Source organism: Brevibacterium sp. 239c (genome assembly GCF_900169365.1).
GTDB lineage: Bacteria > Actinomycetota > Actinomycetes > Actinomycetales > Brevibacteriaceae > Brevibacterium.
The window spans coordinates 1-18,530 of record NZ_FXZH01000027.1 but is presented as its reverse complement, the minus strand read 5'-3'; the positions used below and the strand labels follow the sequence as shown (position 1 = coordinate 18,530).

Genomic DNA, 18,530 nt, shown 5'->3' with positions numbered 1-18,530 from the left:
CAGGGAATCAATAGCGTTCGACCCAGGGATCGGTGTTGACCGCCGAATGCTGCAGACCGACGCTGAATCCGCGTGCGGCGAATTCGGTCTCCAACTGTTCGGCGGCCGCGGTCAGCCAGACGGTTTCCGAAGCCCAATGGGAGACATCGATGAGCTGCGGGCGTCCACCTTGCCTGTTGGCGGTATCGCGAGCTTCGGTGGCGGGATGATGGCGAAGGTCGGCGGTGATGTAGACATCGGCGCCGCTGGCCCGGACCTCGTCGAACAGGGAGTCCCCTGCTCCACCGCAGACGGCGACTCTTGTGACTGACGCGGCCGGGTCGCCAGCGATGCGCACACCGGTTGTCGTCCGCGGAAGACGCTCTGCCAGGGTGCGGGCGATGTCACGGACGGGTGTGGGCGTGGGAAGATCTCCAACGCGGCCAATTCCGGTTCTCGCTCCCTCGGCATGGGGCACGAGGGGCACCGAATCGTCGATGCCGAGCAGGGAGATGAGTGCGTCCGAGACTCCCCCACGCGCGGAGTCCGCATTCGTGTGTGCGTTGAACAACGCGATGTCATTGCTGATCAGGGTGTGGACGGCGCCGCCCTTGAGGGTGGAGGCGTTCACCGATTTCACGGGTTTGAGCATGAGTGGATGGTGGTTGAATACGAGATCTGCACCCAACACCACCGCCTCGGCGATGACCGCGTCCATGGGGTCGAGCGCGAGCAGGATCGAGCGCACTTCGGCATCGGGATCACCCACAGCCAAACCGACCGAATCCCACTTCTCCGCCAGGGCCGTTGGCCACAGTGCTTCGAAAACGTCCACACATTCACTGACCTTCGGGTATCTCATGCCACCACAGTATTACATCCGAGCAGTCCCGGTCAGACAGTACCGGTTGAGCCGCATAAGCAGGCCCATTTTCTCAGTGGTGGCTTCACAGTTCGAGAGCCGCAGCACGAAATTGTCTGGTTCACGTGGAAAATATGTGAGACGTGGTTCACCGATCGATCGTTCGGCTATAGATTTGGCCCATGACTACGAATGCATCGACTACGCCATCGCCGGAACTGCACTTCTCCTCCACCGTCGCCGATATCGTGCGTCGCAGCTCAGGACGCTTCGGCAATGCCATTGCCGTCGAATTCGGCGACCGCACGTGGACCTATTCCAGTCTGGACACAGCGGTGACGGCTGTGGCTCGCGAACTGGTCAACCTCGGGGCACAGAAGGGAGACCGGGTCGCCGCCTACGGGAAGAACTCCGATCTCTACCTCCTCCTCTACCTCGGCTGTGCCCGCGCAGGTCTCATCCATGTGCCGGTGAACTATCAGCTTAAGAATGACGAGCTCGACTACATTCTGGACAATTCAGGAGCACGGCTCGTCTTCGCCGATGCCGATCTCCTCGATGCAGTCACCGCAACACCGACCGGAGCCGATGCCCAGGTCATGGACTTCTCCACGCTTCTGAAATCGGCTGCTGCACCCGATACCGCACCGGCGGCTCCTGAGGAATTCGACGTCGCGGACACCGACATCGCACAGCTGCTCTACACCTCGGGGACCACCTCGGCGCCCAAGGGTGCGATCATGACCCACCGTGCACTCGTTCACGAATACATGTCATCACTGATGAGCCTCGACTTCGCTCCCACCGACCGAGCAGTCCATGCACTCCCCCTCTATCACTCGGCGCAGATGCACGTCTTCCTTCTTCCGCTGCTGTCCATCGGGGCCCACAACATCGTCGTGCCCGCACCCGTCCCCGAGCAGCTGCTGGCAATCTTCGAGGAACGCGAGATCAACTCCTTCTTCGCCGCCCCCACGGTGTGGGTCGCACTCGCGAACAGCCCCGACCTCGATACCCGCAATCTGGAGAGCCTGCGCAAGGCCTACTACGGTGCCTCGATCATGCCGGGGCCGGTGCTTGAGAAACTGCGACAGCGTCTGCCGAAATTAGGCTTCTATAACTGTTTCGGCCAATCCGAGCTGGGACCCTTGTGCGCTGTGCTTCGTCCCGAAGAACACGATGATCACGCGGCCTCAGCCGGTCGGCCCGTCTTCTTCGTCGAAACCCGGGTCGTCAACGGCGACGGCAATGATGTCGGTGTCGACGAACAGGGTGAGATCCTCTACCGATCACCGCAGCTGTGTGAGGGCTACTGGAATCGGCCCGAGGCCACAGCCGAAGCCTTCGACAACGGTTGGTTCCATTCCGGAGACCTCGTCACCGTAGACGAAAACGGTTTCATCGAGGTCGTCGACCGAGTCAAGGACGTCATCAACACAGGCGGCGTGCTGGTGGCCAGTCGACAGGTTGAGGACGCGATCTTCGAACTCCCCCAGGTCGCCGAGGTGGCGGTCGTCGGTGTCGCCGATGAGAAGTGGATCGAGGCGATCACCGCTTTCGTCGTCATCAAGCCTGATCAGCCTAAGATCACCGAGGCGCAAGTGCTCACCCATGTCAAGGATCGTCTGGCCGGTTTCAAGGTTCCCAAACGCGTCGACTTCGTGGCCGAACTGCCGAAGAACTCCGCCGGCAAGATCCTCAAGCGACAGCTGCGCGAACCCTGAAGCGCACACCTGCTTGCAGCCAGGTTATGAGTCGGGCTCACGCGTTGGCTCCCTGCACTGTGCCCGCTCCCAGGTTACTGATTGTGGAAGTGGGCGAAGCTTCGACGCCGTTCTCGGAACCGAGGATGGTGAAACCGTTGTCGCGAATGAGGACGATATCCTCTTCGGCGGCCTGCCCTTCTGCTGTGAGGTAGTCGCCGAGGAAGATCGAGTTCGCCACGTGCAGCGCCTGTGCCTGCAACGACCGGAGATGGATCTCGCGTCCGCCGGCCAGCCTGGTCTCCCGGTCTGGACAGACGAATCGCGCCGTGATGACGATGCGCAGGTCGACGTCGCGATTTCCGGGGCCTCGTCCGCTGGCGACCAGGCAGACCCGTGAGACTCCTCCGCGGATGCCGAGATCTGCCTGCTTCACTGCTTCATCGGTCTTCAGCCACGACGGCGCCGAGGATCAAAGGGCTTGTGAGAAATAGCTGCAGCTCTCCGGACACAGTCCCGATTTGAGGTTGACGGAGTAGTTGAGTTTGACGCTCATTCCGAACTGTCTGCGCCTGAGCCGGAATCCCGCGGCGACGAGATCGAGGAGTTCGCGGTCGGGCGTCGCCAGCGGAGCAGTCGCCTGTTCAGCGGTGATCACTGCACCATCGAGTAGGGAGTCGGCAAGGGTGTCGAACCAGCTGGTCATCGGTGGTTTCTCCTTATAGTCGCGTAATGAGCTTAGCTTGCAAGCCGTCTTTCTTGAACAGTGTTCAATGAAGTATCAGTCCTGGCTCGAACCGGCGCATGAAGGGTGGGTGAAAACGAATAGACTGCTCTCGGCAGCAAACGTATGACGAACAGACACCGCCACCTCCGGGCGGGCGGAAAAGGAGACGAGTGGTGACATCCCCCAATGAGGCGACACCTGCGTCCAGTCCCTTCGACGGAAGAATGGGCTGGAAGCGGCACGGGGATGGCAAGACGATCCGTCCTGGAGAGAGCGTTCTGCCCGAGGAGCGGCTGAGTTGGCCGCGGACCGTGGGAATCGGCGCCCAACACGTGGTGGCCATGTTCGGGGCGACGTTCCTCGTGCCTCTGTTGACCGGCTTCCCTCCCTCGACCACGCTGTTCTTCACAGCTATCGGAACGCTTCTCTTCCTGCTCATCACCAAGGGTATGATGCCCTCATATCTGGGTTCATCCTTTGGCCTGCTGGCACCCATCGGTGCCGTCACCGGATTCGCAGCCACCTCGGGCGAGGACCTCGACTCCCACGCCATGGCCCTGGCGCAGGGCGGGATCATCTCTGTCGGAGTGACTCTCGCTCTGGTGGGCATCGTCGTCCACTTCGCCGGAGTGCGGTGGATCGAAGTCACCATGCCTCCGGTTGTCACCGGGTCCATCGTCGCTCTCATCGGGCTCAACCTCGCGCCCGCTGCCTGGGACTGGGTGAAGGAAGCTCCCCTGACCGCGGTGATCACGATTGCCACCGTCTTGGTCACCAGTGTGCTGTTTCGTGGAATGCTCGGCCGCCTGTCCATCCTCGTCGGCGTCCTCGTCGGCTACGGTGCAGCATGGATGCAGGGGCAGATCGACTTCACCACTGTCGGACAGGCCGATTGGGTGGGACTGCCTGCCTTCCATGCCCCCGCATTCGACCTGGGCTACTTGGGGCTCTTTCTCCCCGTCGTCTTCGTCCTCATCGCTGAGAACATCGGACATGTGAAATCGGTGTCGGCGATGACCGGACGCGATCTCGACTCGATCACGGGCCGGACGCTGTTCGCCGATGGGTTCTCCACGATTCTCGCCGGCACAGGCGGAGGTTCGGGAACGACGACCTATGCCGAGAACATCGGTGTCATGGCCGCGACACGAATCTTCTCAACGGCCGCCTACCTATGTGCCGGCGTCATTGCGCTGATCTTGAGCCTGCTGCCCAAATTCGGAGAGATCATCGCAACCATCCCACCCGGTGTTCTGGGCGGGGCGGCGACCGTGCTCTACGGGATGATCGGCATGCTGGGCGTGCGCATCTGGGTGGAGAACAAGGTCGACTTCTCCAACCCCATCAACCTCAACACCGCCGCGGTGGCGCTGATCGTCGCGATCGCCAATTTCACCTGGACTCCCGGTGACCTTCAGTTCGAAGGCATTGCACTTGGTTCAGCCTCGGCGATCATCATCTATCAAGTCATGCGCGGCATCGCGAAATGGCGCGGCACCGACCAGGACGTGGACGGAGATCAGGACGCCGGCACCGAGGCAGATATTGGAGCTGAACCCGGTGCTGAGAATGAAGAACGAACTCCGCCCTACTCGCCCTGAACGCAGCCGTCCCAGCAATCACGTAGGCCCTTCCCCCAATGATAAGAATCCGATGATGAGGAGACAGTCATGAAACCTGCACATACACACCCACGAGCTGCCCATTTCCGCTCACGCAGAACACGCCGCTGGCTGACATCGGGCTTTGCCACAGCGTTGGCTGCGGGCGCTCTGTTGACTGGGACCTCGGCTCAGGCCGCTATGGGTCTCGGGGCTGGGCTCGTCGACGGCAATGCCTCGCAGAAGCCGGATCACCTCGGCGAGAAATGCTCTGTGGCTTCGGGCGCCACCGCGAAGAAGGTCATTGCCGTCACCGGCACCGGCGGATCTACCGCAACGGTCGACGCTTGCGAGAAGTGGGATGACAACTACTATTCTGCGATGAGTGTCGACGGATACGTCGGCTATAACGGCATCGCCGACGCCGGAGCGAAGCATGAGGGCGACGGCAAGACGCCGTCCGGCGTGTACAACATGGGCTATGGGTTCGGCATGAAGGCGGAGCCCAAGCAGTTTCACGGCTCCAAGTACGTCAAGACCACCAAGGACGATGTCTGGGTCGATGGAGACGCGGTGAAGGGCTACAACACCATGCAGAAGAAGTCCGACGGATACTCCGGGGAATCCATGCACCAGACCCCCGCGTACGACTACGGCCAGGTCATTGACTACAACACCGCCGCCACGCCAGGCAAGGGTTCAGCGATCTTCCTCCACGTCAACACGGGTAGTCAGGAGACTGCAGGCTGCGTATCGGTATCGGAGGCGGACCTGCTGAGAATCTTCGAGTGGGAAGATGACAGTGCGGTTGAGATGGCGATCAACCGCTAGGTCAGCAACTAGGTCAAAAGCTCAATCAACAACTCAGGCCGGCGTAGCGACGAAGAAGCGGTAGCAAACAACGAAGAGGCGGTCAGGGGGCGCTTCTCAGCGCCCCCTGACCGCCTCTTAAAACGATCCGTCCGCCCGACTATTCCTTGATCAGGGAGAGCTCGAATTCGAGAGTGATCTTGTCACTGACGAGCAGACCGCCAGAATCCAAGGTCGTATTCCACGTCACACCCCAGTCCTTACGATCGATGCGGCGTTTGCCTTCGAAGCCTGCCCTCAATGCACCGTTCTGATCGCGGTCGATTCCCAGCAGCTCGAGGGGGACAGAGACTGGCCGGGTGGTATCGCGGATCGTCAGGTCACCGTTGACGATGTAGCTTCCTTCTTCGACCTCATCGACGCCGGTGGATTTGAATGTGATCGTCGGATAGTTTTCGACGTCGAAGAAGTCTGCGCTTCGCAGGTGAGCATCGCGATCAGGGGTGCGTGTGTCAACGCTGTCAACATCAATCGTGATGGTCACTTCGGTATTCGCCAGATCCTCAGCGACGACGACTTTGCCCTCGACGGTGTTGAAAGCACCACGGATGCGCGAGACCATCGCGTGACGGCTGGAGAATCCGAGGCGGGTATGTGCGGGGTCGATGACCCAAGTTCCGGTCAGCTGTTCGTCTGATGGCAAAGTCGTGCTCCTTCGGCCGAGCTGAGATCATGGGATCCCAGTGCCGAGACCCCAAGTCAGTACTGTGTGAGCACTGAGGTGCGTATGAGTTCAGCGTATATGTTCTGGGACCGAACTGTCATGTTGTCGAGGCAATTGGCCTTGGGCGAACGAGAGCAGAACTATCGGTGGTAGCGCCACTGACTGGGATGAGCAGTCGGATAATCTGAATGAAACTCTCAATGCCCAAGTTGTATTGAAGGTAAGGTCTCCAAGAACAAGGTCGCCTACAACAAAAATCGGGACGCGGGCGTCTCTGCGAGACGCGCCCTGGCGCTAGGGGTCTAATGAAAGACACGATTTCGGGCAAGATCTATGACACAAGAACGACGTTCTGTACGGGTCTGTAAATGTCCAGATACTTCAGCGCCCTACCGTTTGCACTGCCAGCCTTCGTTGTAGGGGCAGTGATCGCAGCTCTTTTTGCCAAACGTCTCGGAGCAAAGCTAAAGGAACGGCCGATCATAGTGTTTTGGTGGCTAGCTAGCTTGATGCTAATTCTGTCTGCGACCTTGACTCCGACAGGCCACGCACTGGAAATGGAAGAAGGCCTGTTGACTACACGAGTCTGGACGTGGGCGCTCCCCAGTCCTAGCGCGCTGCTCACCATCAATTGGCAGTCCATGAATCTCGTTCTGTTCACTCCAATCGGGATTGCTAGTGGTGTGTTCACACAGTGGAGGAACATCATTTCTCTGACTCTCAGCGCCTACATTGTGTCGCTGCTGGTTGAAATGATCCAGTATCTGGTGATGCCTTTGGGCAGAGCTCAGTTCAACTCATCAACTGTCATCATCGGCTGGGTGGGCATCACCGTCGGAGTGGCCATAGGGTTGCTAGTTCGTGCGTCGATCAAGAAAAATAGTAGATTCCCGACCGTGTAGTAGCCACAGGACCGGTATCCTGCGGTAGAGCAAGTCCTCAAGTGTCTATGTTCGCCGAATACTTCACGTCTACTTGCCAAAGTGACCTGTCGGATCGATACGACAGGTCACCTCGAGCGTACGAGCTTGAAGTGGACGTCGTGGCTCATGCCGAGTACCGATCCGTGCATCAGTCCCACGGCTCTGGTTGCTGAGTGAAAAAGGTCGAAACTTCATACTATCGTGCGATGTGCTTTGCGGAACTTCTCGTTAGCGTGACTAATTGGTCAATCCTGACCGTTCGCTGAAGAATGATTGATAGAAACAGGAGAGTGGAGTGAAGACTTCAAAGACGATAGCGACGGTTGTTCTCGCGCTTGCTCTGTCGGCAACTGGTGCGACTGGAGCAATGGCGAGTGACACCGCCTCCAGCAATGTCAGCGCCTCAAGCGAACAAGCGACCTCAGGTGAAGCCATTGTGCAAGACGGCCTCACCACCCAAGGGACGAAGCAAGTCGGCGGTGGAACATGGAACTACGGTAAAAGTTATGTGAAGAAGAAGAAGAAGTGCTACTCGCACTACTTCCACCGCACAAAGCGCCACTCTGGCACCGCAATCATCGGCTCCGCCAATGTAACGAAGACCGCCAGCAAGGGCAAATGGGCCAACGCGAACGCCTACGGCGGGTTCACGAAGCAATGCAAGGCGAAGTGGAGCGCGAACGCGTAATCAAGACCATTCGAGTATCCTCATCCGAGCTGGGGTGGGCCGACTCTTCGGCTCACCCCAGCTCGGGTGATCTTCTGCTAACGATAGGAAACCTATGCGGATACCCTCCAAGGGTGGCATCAAGACTCTGGTGGCATTCGGGATAAAATCGTGTGCCGCGGGGGTGCTCATTGCCGTGGCTGTCGGCCTCTTCAGCGCATTCACCCTCGTGTCAGACGATGCTTCGGCACTCAATGGCTGGAGTGAAAGCACAGACTATGCCGTCTACTTCCCCCGAAGCAATGGCGACGACCTCCAAGCCATCAAGGACGGCACCGACGGGATCTCCAAAACCGTAGCCGAACGCATCTACCCCGAGCTTGACGATCGCGGAGGGATCTACGTCGAGGCAGCTGACATGGATGTTGTCGGAGACGACCCTGTGCTGCCCTATGTTCAGATGAGCGTGAACACCAACTATCTTGAGAAGTATCCGATTCTCGATAGCTCAGGAAAACCCATCGTGGTTTCAAATGAAGAAACTGACTGGGTGATCGCTGTTCCGGAGTCTCTCAAGGATCGTGAGGATCTGATCCGGGACTATGTGCAGGAATCCCGCAATGGCCCATCCGACAGCGACGTCGAATACTCAGAAGCAAATGGCTACGAAGTCAGTGATGCAGTTCGCAAACAGAAAGTGCGCATCATCTGGACGCAGACCGGCCAGGATCTGTTCACGTTTAACACCCAAATACGACCGGAGGAGGGCAACACGTTGCCTGATCCCATCGTCACGGTAATGACACGTTCGAACACCATCGCCAGCGATTGGGAGAACACGATCACCGGTGAAATCGACACTCCAATGAAGGTGAGAGTCGATGGAGACCCTGAGAAGGTCTACCAAGAGCTGTTGCCCCTGTTCGAGAAGTACAAGCTCGATGACAACTTCACTGCTCTCGTCTACCCGGCCGATGCAATCAACGAGCAGTTCTCCCTCTCATCTGAGGATGCACGTTGGTTGATCACTGCCTCAGTTGTGGCGGGAGTCCTCACTGTGGTCTTAAGCATCGTGGCTGTTGTAGTCGCCTATGAACGATGGCGTGTGCACTCAGCTATCCGCAGGCTCCACGGCTACTCCAGGCTCAAAAGCTTCGGGGAGGTCTTCGCAGGACTAGCAATGTCCTGGTTGCTCCTCATCCCTGCCGCCCTGGTGGCAGCCACCAGTTTCTATGTTCTCGGAGGCCATGTGGTAATCCCAGAGTATTTCCATCCTCTGGTGCTTCTCGATGAATGGCCGACTCTGCTTGCTGTCACTGGCTCCGTTGTGCTCGTGGAAGCAGTCATAGCCATCGCTGTTGTCATGGTCTTCGATCGCCGCCATCCCGCTCTCCGCCTCAAGGAAATCTGATATGCCCAGCCGTCAAGAAGTAGACCCTGTCGTTTTCGATAACGTCGAAAAAACCTACACCGGGCGGACTGTACTCAGTCACGCTAGTTTTTCTGTCAGCCCCGGGGATATGGTCGCATTCACTGGGCCCAGCGGGTCTGGGAAGTCGACAATCCTCAATCTCGCCGGACTCCTCGATTCTCCCGATGCGGGCGAAGTTCGACTTTTCGGCACCACAGCACCACGGCCCCGCTCGCGAGATGCCACTCTGTTCTTGCGCCATCGCCTCGGGTACCTGTTCCAAAACTTCGCTCTCATTGACTCCGCGACGGTGCGCGAAAACCTGAAAGTCGCTTTGACCTACTCTTCCGACCGCAGCGATCACACAAAGCAGATCGCCCGCATTCTCGAGCGCGTGGGTCTGCCTGGGTACGAAGATCGCCGCGTCTACTCTCTCTCTGGAGGAGAACAGCAGAGAGTGGCCATCGCGCGCCTTTGGCTGAAACCATGCGAACTCGTCCTCGCCGACGAACCCACCGGATCACTCGATGAAAACAACCGCGATGAAATCGTCAAACTCCTGAGGGAAATGAGCGCCGACGGACGGACCATCCTCCTCGCAACGCATGACCTTCGGGTAGCTGAAGTCTGTACTAGAACCGTAGAAGTCGCCTCCCTGAGTAAACCCAAACGAGCATCAAACCAAGACGCAGGCCACGAGGACGCACCTTCGTGAGAAACTTCGTCGCAATCACCCTCTTCCTCACCTTCATCATCACAGCAGCTCTTGGACTGACCACCGAAATCAAGCGTGCGCAGGAAACCGCCACTGAGGGTCTTACTCAAGATATGACGGTCTTCATGTGGCCCCCCGAAGTACGGATCCAGGATCCCTCGGCGGCAGAACGAATTCTCACTACCGCGGCGGATGAGAACAATGTCAATCTCGTAAGAAGAACCGTTCGCCAGTCAGATGGAAACGGCCTCGACCTCACCTACTACATTCGACTCAACCACCCAACGAAGATCTTTGACCGCGCACGCCTCACAGGCGGAAACACGCTGACCAACTCCGAAACGCAGGCGACAGGGACAGTGTTGTCGACGAAACCCGGCGCTACGAAGGAGACTCCGCAGAGCCTCGCGAATAGCTACGACCTCACATTCCGCCCGTTAGAAGACATGTTCGCGAACCTCCCAGCGATTGGTGTCTACAAAGCCGAAACCGATAGTCACAGAGATTTCGAGGGCTTCCTTGAATCGATCAGCAGGCAGGTGAATGAAGAGATCCTCGAAACAGATCCAGATGCAGCATTGACCACCCCTGCCACGTTCGTTGAAGACACTGACGATGCAGTGGATGCCCAACCGTTGTCGACAACGCCCCTTCTAGCGCTTTCTGGAACCCTCGCCGCGCTAGTCATTGTGGCTACGATCGGTGCACTAGCTCGCGACGCTGCAGCGCTGGGGGTGCAGCGATTGCACGGCTACTCCCTCATGCGAGCATGGTGGTCACGGCTAGGGCTGAGAGGGGTGCTCAGCACTGGCGCGGCCGCACTATTGTGCATCGCAGTGCTGCCATGGATACCTGGAATGGATATCGCAATCGCGGTGCGAGTTCTTGCAGTCCCATTTATCAGCACAACCGTGCTCACCGCAGCAGCTTCGCTGTCCGGGGTGCTGATCATCAACCGGGTCCGCGTCAGCGATCTTGTCAAAAAACGCTTCGCATAAAATCGACTGCCGTCACCTCGTTTGCTGTCAAAGAATTGAGACGCTTAGCTCCTCAGGAAGCAGGAGAATAGGCCCCAGATCCTTTGAGCGCGTTATAGAGAGTCTGCCGAGAGACCTCGCAACGTCGCGCAACCTCGGCCACCGAGATCCCCATGTCGACCATAGCCCTGCAGGCTTGCACATCCTCGTCAGTGAGCTTCCGCTGATAGACGCTTTGAGCTTTGGCCAGCTCGATCACCTCGCGCTGGGGTTCGAGGGTCCGCCAGCGCTCGAACTGGACTGCCCCGTTACTGAATATTCGCTTCGCTGGGGTCCACCAGTCGTGCCTCTGGGCGCCAGTGATCGAAATCAGCGTTGGCTCTTTTGGGGACCACCCATGGCGTCATTGGGGGCCATGCCCAATCGAAAACTTCTCGGCCCGGCGAGGGCAAACAAAGCTTTGCGCTGTAACGACCGGAACGCCTGTAGCGGCAACGACAGTGTTTCGCAGTGGTTGCGCCGAGAAGGCTCGCTACAAAATACCCAGCCGCTGTGGAGTACGCCGGGGTCATGGTTGGCCACACCACGGTGCACGACGCCGCCCGGGCCCTCGCGCAGGCCTCCGCCAGATGCGTGACCACTCGACCTTCGAGTATTTCAGCAACGATGGAAGTCGGCGGCGCTGACCGACACCATAGTTGGTCCCCAAGGCCAATGTTGCCGGCCCCAAGCATAATATTGGCTGGCACCCACGGCTTCAACTACTCACCGGTGGCCCCCACCGACGCCACTCCTGGCCTCCAAAGGCAATACCGGTGGTCCCCTGAGGCAATATCGAGTGGCCTTCAAACCTCAAAATACTCAGTTACCTAATGGGAACTGGAAGGAGCTGGTAAGGCCTTCCGATTACCCGGACCTGGAGTCCTCAGTAAAAGACCGGTCTATGGCTCCCTCCGCGCTTGGTGTCAAGATCCGGGTTTCGTAGTGGCTGTTTTTGGTATTCTGTGCGGCCACTGTCTCGGTGTCACCCTGCCTGATCCATACAGATCGAACCTCTATCAACCGACGATAATTAAAAGCTGAACCCAGCAGTTCCTAGATGTACCAAGCCACTCACTTCGAGTTCTCAGTCATCACTTCAATCAGCTCCGACCACCCCTTCCGAGAGATCAGCTGAGCCTTATAAACCGAATTCAGAGCATATGCTGATGTTGGCTTATGCCGAACTCCCGGGCGCTGTCTCCTGTCACAGCGTCACGGATAATTCAAAGGTCGGCATAACCAAAGACTGACATGCTTTTTCCCGATCTTAGGAGAAAGGCTCTAGCCATGAACCGACAAGCAGACACAGGTCCCACCGACGACTGGTAGACGAGGCTGCGGTTACGTCCTCGCCGCGGTGGTGGCCCATTGAACCCACTGCTGAGAAAACTCATCGACTTGCTTTCCAAATAGGGGTACGCACTTACGACGTCGCATAACATTGTGCGCGCTGCACTCCGCCTCGGCGAGTGGATAAGTCGCGACGACATCGCGATCGCGGACCTTCAATTACAAATAATCACAGCATTGATCCAGGCCGACAAAGCTGTCCATCAAAGCCACAGGGTCGCGAACGAATCAACCGCGGCTATCGAACGGTTCCTTCGCACCACGCAGCCCCTCTCACCAGTCCCCGCGGACGACGGCATCGCCAAACTTGTGGATAAGGTTGTGGCTTGATGTCTGTCGTTCCCGAGCTGTATCCAAACGAGCCAGTTTAGATGTCACCAAACCCTGTATCAGTCCCGACCGATTCGGCCCCGATTTGGACCAGTTTCAGACGCGTTGGATGTTCATAGATCACAACGGTTCAGAAAGAAATGTGGGCAAGTGACCATTTCAACGGTTAAACTTTGACTCAGTAAGACTCTGACCAGGCAACTTATCGAATGTTAAACTGTGGGCCCAGAGGGACTTGAATTCTTGCTGCGTCCAGGTGAGACGGTTGACCCTTGAATTCTAGGGCCACAGTCATCACATTGATACTCCTGGAACGGGGTAGTTCTGAACGAATTGTGGGCAAATTGTGGGCAGATCGACCCACTGTGTAGGATCTCGGGCAAATTGTCAGGAGAGGGCATCGTCGACTTGGTCCTCGACATACTTCTTAGGCGGAATTTGTCTCGTTATCTTGTCAAAGATCTTCGAGGGATCCTTCGATCCGTCAGACGCTATTACTGCTTTGGCCAGAGTCCGGCGCAAGTGACCGCGTCTGACGGTGTGATTGGCTTCGAGGGCGTCGAGGACCATACGGGTCGCTCGCTCGCGCAACTCGAGAGCTCACTTACGTTGATTCGGCATGACAGAGAAGTCCTTTCCGTGGCTTCACAGTCCCCATTATTCCCAGGACGATTCAGGAGTTTGGTGTAACGAGCCTCTGCCTAAACCCTGATCCACCGATCGATGCTGGTGTGGGAGCGTGATTGAGAAACGATACGCATGTAGTCTCGGGTCCCGTCCGAGGGCATGATGAAGGGCCGGCGTCGCATCCGGTGTGTCCACTGTTTGGTGTTGCCAGAAGCCTCCGTTGTGTTCTTCTGGCATCAGAACCCAGTCCTGGGCGGGATGGTCAGGTCATCGCGGGCGCTGGTGGGCTGAACACAGTGCTCCAGAGCCGGTGGAACTCGTAAGCGTGTGGCCAATGAGTCGGCAGGTGACACACGATCCTGCGGGCGTGGCAGGCAATGCGAGCCGGGATGCTGATTTGCCTGGCCCGCAGCGTTGGGGCTCGGGATTTCGACAGCCTGCCGCCGGCCAGCAGCGCCCCGGTTCGGGCGAGATTATGTGTCATGCAGGCCAGAGCAAGCCAGGCGCCGTTGGCGTTGAATGCTCCGGCGGGCATATGCGCGATGGGCCCTGCCTTCAACTCGGCGTTGACTTGCTCGATCACGGCATGGCGTCGGTGGGCTTTATCGGCTTGGACTGTGTTCAGGACATCGACTGGAATTGTTGTGAACACGGCGTGGTAGCGCCACACGGTGAACAGACCCTCTTGCCCGGCTTTGGCGAGTTTCTTCTGGTTCTTCTCCGGGATCCGACGGATCACGAGACGACCGGTGACTGGGCTGTTCGTGGTCGTGAACGCGGTATACCCGGTTTCGGCGACTTCGGCTTCGGAGATCCATTCCTGATTGTCCTCGTCCCAGATCGCCTGCGGATACTGGATGCCCGCCCACGCGGACTCGTCAATGCCAGTAATGGCTTTCGTGATGGAGGGGTTCATGCAGGCCGTGACCGTGATATCCGCGCCGGCTGTGATCGCGGCGTTGGCGATGTCGGAGTTGTAATACGCTGAGTCGGCAGCCAACACGACACGCTTGCCGGCTACCCCGGGCAGTCGGCCGACCGCTGAGAGTGCATCTTGGGTGAACTTCTTCGCGCCGCGGGCTGAGTGCACGGCTCCTTTGCGCAGCCGGTTGCCGATGATGACTGGCTGTGCCGACGTCGTGGAGGCAACTGCGAGGAGACCGTTGAGTCCGCGCACACCGGTATAGCCATGTCCGGATCCTTGCTTACGGGCGGAATGGACGGCGATGACAGTGTCATCGATATCAACGAATACCATCTGGTCAGCCGGATTGGCCGTGTTGGTGCGGGTGGGGAAGAAGTCAACGCGCCGGGCCAGGTTCTGAAGGGCCTGGTCGCAGGCGGTCTGGAGGGCGCGTACGTGGCCGAATGTGAACTTCCGTAGGAACTGGCCCAGCGTCGATGGGGCGTAGACGCTGGTGGCCAGGTGTTTCATGCCGCCGGTGCGGTTGCGGTTCATATCGTCGATGCTGTCGGCCCCGGCGAGCATTCCGGCGACAAGGGACATGACTTTCGTGCCCGGGTTGGCTCCCTTGTCGGTGGGGATATGTACGCGGTCGGCCACGGCTGTTGGCAGGCCTGTGTCTTGGGCGAGTTTCACCAACGGGATGAGTCCGGTGTCGGCGATGAGGCGTTCATCATCGAAGGTGTGGGACAGGCCGGTGGGAGTGTGATTGAATAGCACCTGCGAGGTGCTCCTTCCTTGTGGGTTTGTAGGACTTAAGACATCACTATTTTCCCACGTCAGAAGGGGCACTTCCACTTTATTCAGTCATCAATACCGGCTTATACATCGGCGGATCAGGGTTTAGCCGCGATAGCGCCACCTGCGAACAATAAGGACCAAAGGAATGGCTGCGACAACAATCGTCAAAACAGGGGCACTCGTCAGCGCTGATACGGCAGCCCCCGCTGCTATAGCTGTCAGCAAACCATCGAGGGCCCACATCGCTCTCGTCAGCACCATCGGGTCCCCCATTGGCGAAGGAACCGACGTGAGGAATTGGACCGGCATCGGACCTTTCAACGCGCTCATGAGAATGGAAGCAACTGTCAGGACTGACAAACCAACCGTTGAGGCCACTACCTGAAGAATCGATCCGCTAGTCATCTGCACACCGATCAGACCACCGATCGTAGCGACGACAGCACTGGCGAAGATCGGAAAGATCACGTGAACACTAATGAGAAACCGATCACTGATGCCGTACAGAGGCAGATCCGAGACTTCAGCGGCACCATGCCGAAGTCCATCGGCAAGTGGGCCTACGCCCATATAGCTCAACGTTCCAGCACCGAGCCCGAGAAGGGCAGCTAGGGGGCCTAGTGACGATCCCAACCCCACAAGTACCCCGGCGCCGAAGACGCAAACGAGGCTCGTCAATAGTCGGATCGGACTTCTCATCGACGCGTACAAATCACTACTGGCGATCGTGATCCAGACATGTCGCGACGGCCGCACCGCTCTCATGGTCCGCAGAAGCCGTGGAGGTTCGCGATAAATTGAGGATGCCTGGCCAAACTCCATGATGAAGAACTGCGCTTGTGCCTGCGCCAAGCGAACAGAGCGCTTGAGCAGATCATCAAATCGTTGAGACTCAAGCATGCGAGGTAGGCAGCATACTGCGACCACAGCAGTCGCTGCCCAAGCTATCAACGCGATGACCGTTCCAGAGCCGCTGGACAGAATCTCTGCCGGCAATGCCTGCCACGTCCCAGGGACGAACAGCACACAACCGGCCACAGCCAACATGACAGAGGCGGTCACACCAGAAGCTCGCGGAAAAGTCTGGCTCGTGACCCAAAGACAAAAGACGATGATGCCAGTGCAGAGGCAAGCCACCACGACCAGTGTTGCTTCCAGGGCAGAGATGATGTCGGTCGTCCACATACTGGTTGCGACCAGAATGGAGGCCGCTATCAACGCCCCCAGTACCCACATGGCCGCGATTGATAGCGGGCGACGATAGGCTGTGATTCGAGGAATCTGACTACCGGCTAGCGCATATGTGAGAAATGGGGGCAATGTCGCCGGGCCCTGAAACCGGCCGCCCCAAAGGGCGGCGACGCAAACAAGCACAGAGACTGCGAACGCCGATCGTTCTGCAACTGGTGAAGCGAGAATTGCACTGGCAGTCGGTGAAATCAGGGAGAGGAACAGAAGACGAACTATGGGTACCAGACAAATCACAGACAGCAGGATTACAGCGTAGATAATGAACCCTACGTCGCGTCGGGGTTCAGGGTGCTCGCTGTCAACCGTCCTGTTTCTCCAGATCGACGTCGCCGCGGCGTACTGCGATTTCACGTCGTTACATCCAGACTGAGGACACGGTTTCCAAGATCATCTGCCAGATGAGAGCTGTGAGTGGCCACTACGACAGTGACGCCATCGTTTCTCAATGACTGAAGGATTTGCGACACAATACCCAAGCGCTCATCATCAAGTCGTTGCTCCGGCTCATCGACAATCAGAACGTCGAACGGTCGCGCAAGCACAAGACTCAATCCGAACAATTGGAGTTGTCCGGACGAAAGCTCATGAGGAAAACGCAGTGCTAGTTGTGATAGCTCTAGCTTGTCGAGGACGCTGGTTGCCATTTCTTCAGCGTCCACAGATCGCGGGAACCACGTGCTTGACACTAGCGCGACATGGTCACGGACAGTGAGGTCCGAGGCCATCGGCGGAAGGCCGATCATGACAGCGACTGTGCGACGAAAAGCTCGGCTTCTCGTATTCGGTGCGCTCCCGTCGATGAGAACCTCACCACTTGTCGGAGGCAGGGTTCCTGCGAGTACGCGAAGCAACGTCGATTTACCAGAACCATTGTGACCGCGGATCACTAGAGCTTCTGCCTGTGAGAGTGAGACCGTAGTGGGTTTCAACAGAGGTACCTCTCCCGCAAAGACACTGACGTTATTGAGTTCGATCATAAAGCGACTGTTCCACCGTCCTGCATGTTTCGTTGTGACAATATGTGTACCCCAGGGGACGAACCAACGTCCGGAAGCAAACCGTGACTATGAAGTGATGCGAGTTGTCGGACGTGGGCTTCAATCAACGCCGTCACCTTCACGTGATGCATCAATGAGCTCGTTTGCCATGGCGATGGCACCCGGGAGGTTGAATCCAGTCTCTTGAGAGTCCCGGTCCGTGGCCTTGATCCCAACGACAGGCGGAGCTGTAGTCACGTTTGGCCGCTCAAGTAGAATATCTCGCCAATGCTCGATGACGGAGTTGATCACGGGTATAGCCTCGCACAGGATGATTGGGAGATTGGTGACTTGCATCATCATTAAAGCTGGCGAGTCGCTGCGTCCCTGTGCCAGTCGCATTACGCTGTCTAGGCTCGCGGGGAAGACAATGATGCAGTCTGAGTCTCCTGTGCGTCCTTGCCTCCAGTCTTCACTCTTGGCATCGTCCCATTCGTCTTCCCATACGTGTCCGTTGCACAGACCTGCAATCGCGTCTTTCGTCACGAAACGCGAAGCACCTCGAGAGATTGAAGCGTTGACCACGACGTCTTGGTTGATATGTCTGAACCAGTGAATCCACCAGGGAACGAGCGAGGCTCCGATCGATCCTGTGATGTGCAGATGCATCTCAGAGCCGTGGTAGACGCCATATTCGCCGACATCGGTTGTCATCCTCGAACCCCTTCCGTATTGACGGCCAGCCACTGCGAGACGAGGATCGGCTGCATACGTTCGCCCTCCGGCGCCGATGGGACATAATTCATCAGTAGATATTGAAATTGTGGCCCAACAGCGTCTTGTATGAGGCCCCGGCAGGTATCTGCGACCAGTTCGTAGGGAAGACTTTTGAAGATCCAGTCGAGTCCCGCGTAATTGTCTCGCATCACAGTCAATTGTTGCATTGCATCGAAGAGGGCTTTCGGGCCGCGACTTCGTGGATTGATGAGGACATTGAAAACGCTGTGATGGACAGGTGGGGTTGGTTGGGTCCCCGAGTAGGAGTCCGGTGACTATGTGAGTTTCGCATCCGATAATGGATGCAAGGAGGAAATTCACAGATCATGGCACGTAGACATACCCCGGATCAGGTCATCGCGAAAGTGCGTC

Annotated in this window: 17 protein-coding genes; 8 read left to right on the top strand and 9 right to left on the bottom strand. The window is 57.8% G+C overall.

Features of this window, described 5'->3' with window-relative positions:
* Positions 1 to 7 precede the first annotated feature (7 nt).
* Positions 8 to 841 (bottom strand): Nif3-like dinuclear metal center hexameric protein, encoded by an 834-nt coding sequence (locus BSP239C_RS18450; RefSeq protein WP_101574810.1) that lies wholly within the window; start codon positions 839 to 841, stop codon positions 8 to 10.
* Positions 842 to 1,023: 182 nt separating this feature from the next.
* Here BSP239C_RS18450 and BSP239C_RS18445 point away from each other — a divergent pair, with 182 nt between their 5' ends.
* Positions 1,024 to 2,565: a fatty acyl-CoA synthetase gene (locus BSP239C_RS18445; RefSeq protein ID WP_101574809.1), complete on the top strand. Its 1,542-nt coding sequence runs from the start codon at positions 1,024 to 1,026 to the stop codon at positions 2,563 to 2,565.
* 37 nt (positions 2,566 to 2,602) lie between these two features.
* Here the strand turns inward: BSP239C_RS18445 and BSP239C_RS21435 are convergent, their stop codons facing one another.
* On the bottom strand, positions 2,603 to 2,980 hold the full coding sequence (locus tag BSP239C_RS21435) for a hypothetical protein (protein ID WP_374701051.1): 378 nt from the start codon (positions 2,978 to 2,980) through the stop codon (positions 2,603 to 2,605).
* A gap of 36 nt (positions 2,981 to 3,016) precedes the next feature.
* On the bottom strand, positions 3,017 to 3,250 hold the full coding sequence (locus BSP239C_RS21430) for a hypothetical protein (protein ID WP_374701050.1): 234 nt from the start codon (positions 3,248 to 3,250) through the stop codon (positions 3,017 to 3,019).
* Positions 3,251 to 3,495: 245 nt separating this feature from the next.
* On the opposite strand from BSP239C_RS21430, the gene BSP239C_RS18435 reads away from it, so the two are divergent.
* Complete coding sequence (locus BSP239C_RS18435; protein WP_219618928.1) at positions 3,496 to 4,872, top strand: uracil-xanthine permease family protein; 1,377 nt, start codon at positions 3,496 to 3,498, stop codon at positions 4,870 to 4,872.
* A 69-nt stretch (positions 4,873 to 4,941) separates the two neighbouring features.
* A complete protein-coding gene (locus BSP239C_RS18430; RefSeq protein ID WP_145997498.1) occupies positions 4,942 to 5,703 on the top strand; it encodes a L,D-transpeptidase in 762 nt (253 codons plus the stop codon).
* A gap of 139 nt (positions 5,704 to 5,842) precedes the next feature.
* On the opposite strand, the gene BSP239C_RS18425 is transcribed toward BSP239C_RS18430, so the two are convergent.
* A complete protein-coding gene (locus tag BSP239C_RS18425; RefSeq protein ID WP_101574807.1) occupies positions 5,843 to 6,385 on the bottom strand; it encodes a YceI family protein in 543 nt (180 codons plus the stop codon).
* A gap of 389 nt (positions 6,386 to 6,774) precedes the next feature.
* On the opposite strand from BSP239C_RS18425, the gene BSP239C_RS18420 reads away from it, so the two are divergent.
* The 5 genes from BSP239C_RS18420 (at position 6,775) to BSP239C_RS18400 (ending at position 11,120) form a co-directional block, all read left to right on the top strand.
* Complete coding sequence (locus tag BSP239C_RS18420) at positions 6,775 to 7,308, top strand: hypothetical protein (protein ID WP_101574806.1); 534 nt, start codon at positions 6,775 to 6,777, stop codon at positions 7,306 to 7,308.
* A 316-nt stretch (positions 7,309 to 7,624) separates the two neighbouring features.
* On the top strand, positions 7,625 to 8,017 hold the full coding sequence (locus BSP239C_RS18415; RefSeq protein ID WP_145997497.1) for a lactococcin 972 family bacteriocin: 393 nt from the start codon (positions 7,625 to 7,627) through the stop codon (positions 8,015 to 8,017).
* Between the two features lie 94 nt (positions 8,018 to 8,111).
* Positions 8,112 to 9,407: a hypothetical protein gene (locus BSP239C_RS18410; protein WP_101574804.1), complete on the top strand. Its 1,296-nt coding sequence runs from the start codon at positions 8,112 to 8,114 to the stop codon at positions 9,405 to 9,407.
* A gap of 1 nt (position 9,408) precedes the next feature.
* The gene (locus BSP239C_RS18405) at positions 9,409 to 10,122 is read left to right on the top strand and encodes an ABC transporter ATP-binding protein (RefSeq protein ID WP_257930283.1); all 714 of its coding nucleotides are present in this window, start codon (positions 9,409 to 9,411) and stop codon (positions 10,120 to 10,122) included.
* Positions 10,119 to 11,120, top strand: a complete 1,002-nt coding sequence (locus BSP239C_RS18400; protein WP_101574802.1) for a hypothetical protein — start codon at positions 10,119 to 10,121, stop codon at positions 11,118 to 11,120. The genes BSP239C_RS18405 and BSP239C_RS18400 overlap by 4 nt, the downstream gene beginning before the upstream one ends.
* Positions 11,121 to 11,172: 52 nt before the next feature.
* Here the strand turns inward: BSP239C_RS18400 and BSP239C_RS18395 are convergent, their stop codons facing one another.
* From BSP239C_RS18395 to BSP239C_RS18365, 5 genes are all read right to left on the bottom strand, one after another.
* On the bottom strand, positions 11,173 to 11,358 hold the full coding sequence (locus tag BSP239C_RS18395) for a helix-turn-helix domain-containing protein (RefSeq protein WP_257930282.1): 186 nt from the start codon (positions 11,356 to 11,358) through the stop codon (positions 11,173 to 11,175).
* A gap of 2,352 nt (positions 11,359 to 13,710) precedes the next feature.
* The gene (locus BSP239C_RS18380; protein ID WP_101574837.1) at positions 13,711 to 15,105 is read right to left on the bottom strand and encodes an IS1380 family transposase; all 1,395 of its coding nucleotides are present in this window, start codon (positions 15,103 to 15,105) and stop codon (positions 13,711 to 13,713) included.
* 150 nt (positions 15,106 to 15,255) lie between these two features.
* Complete coding sequence (locus BSP239C_RS18375) at positions 15,256 to 16,389, bottom strand: hypothetical protein (RefSeq protein ID WP_145997496.1); 1,134 nt, start codon at positions 16,387 to 16,389, stop codon at positions 15,256 to 15,258.
* 362 nt (positions 16,390 to 16,751) lie between these two features.
* Positions 16,752 to 17,381 (bottom strand): ABC transporter ATP-binding protein, encoded by a 630-nt coding sequence (locus BSP239C_RS18370; RefSeq protein ID WP_101574798.1) that lies wholly within the window; start codon positions 17,379 to 17,381, stop codon positions 16,752 to 16,754.
* A gap of 120 nt (positions 17,382 to 17,501) precedes the next feature.
* Positions 17,502 to 18,095 carry a CypD family RiPP peptide-cysteine decarboxylase gene (locus BSP239C_RS18365; RefSeq protein ID WP_101574797.1) on the bottom strand — a complete coding sequence of 198 codons (594 nt, stop codon included), beginning with the start codon at positions 18,093 to 18,095 and terminating at the stop codon, positions 17,502 to 17,504.
* Positions 18,096 to 18,530: the final 435 nt, after the last annotated feature.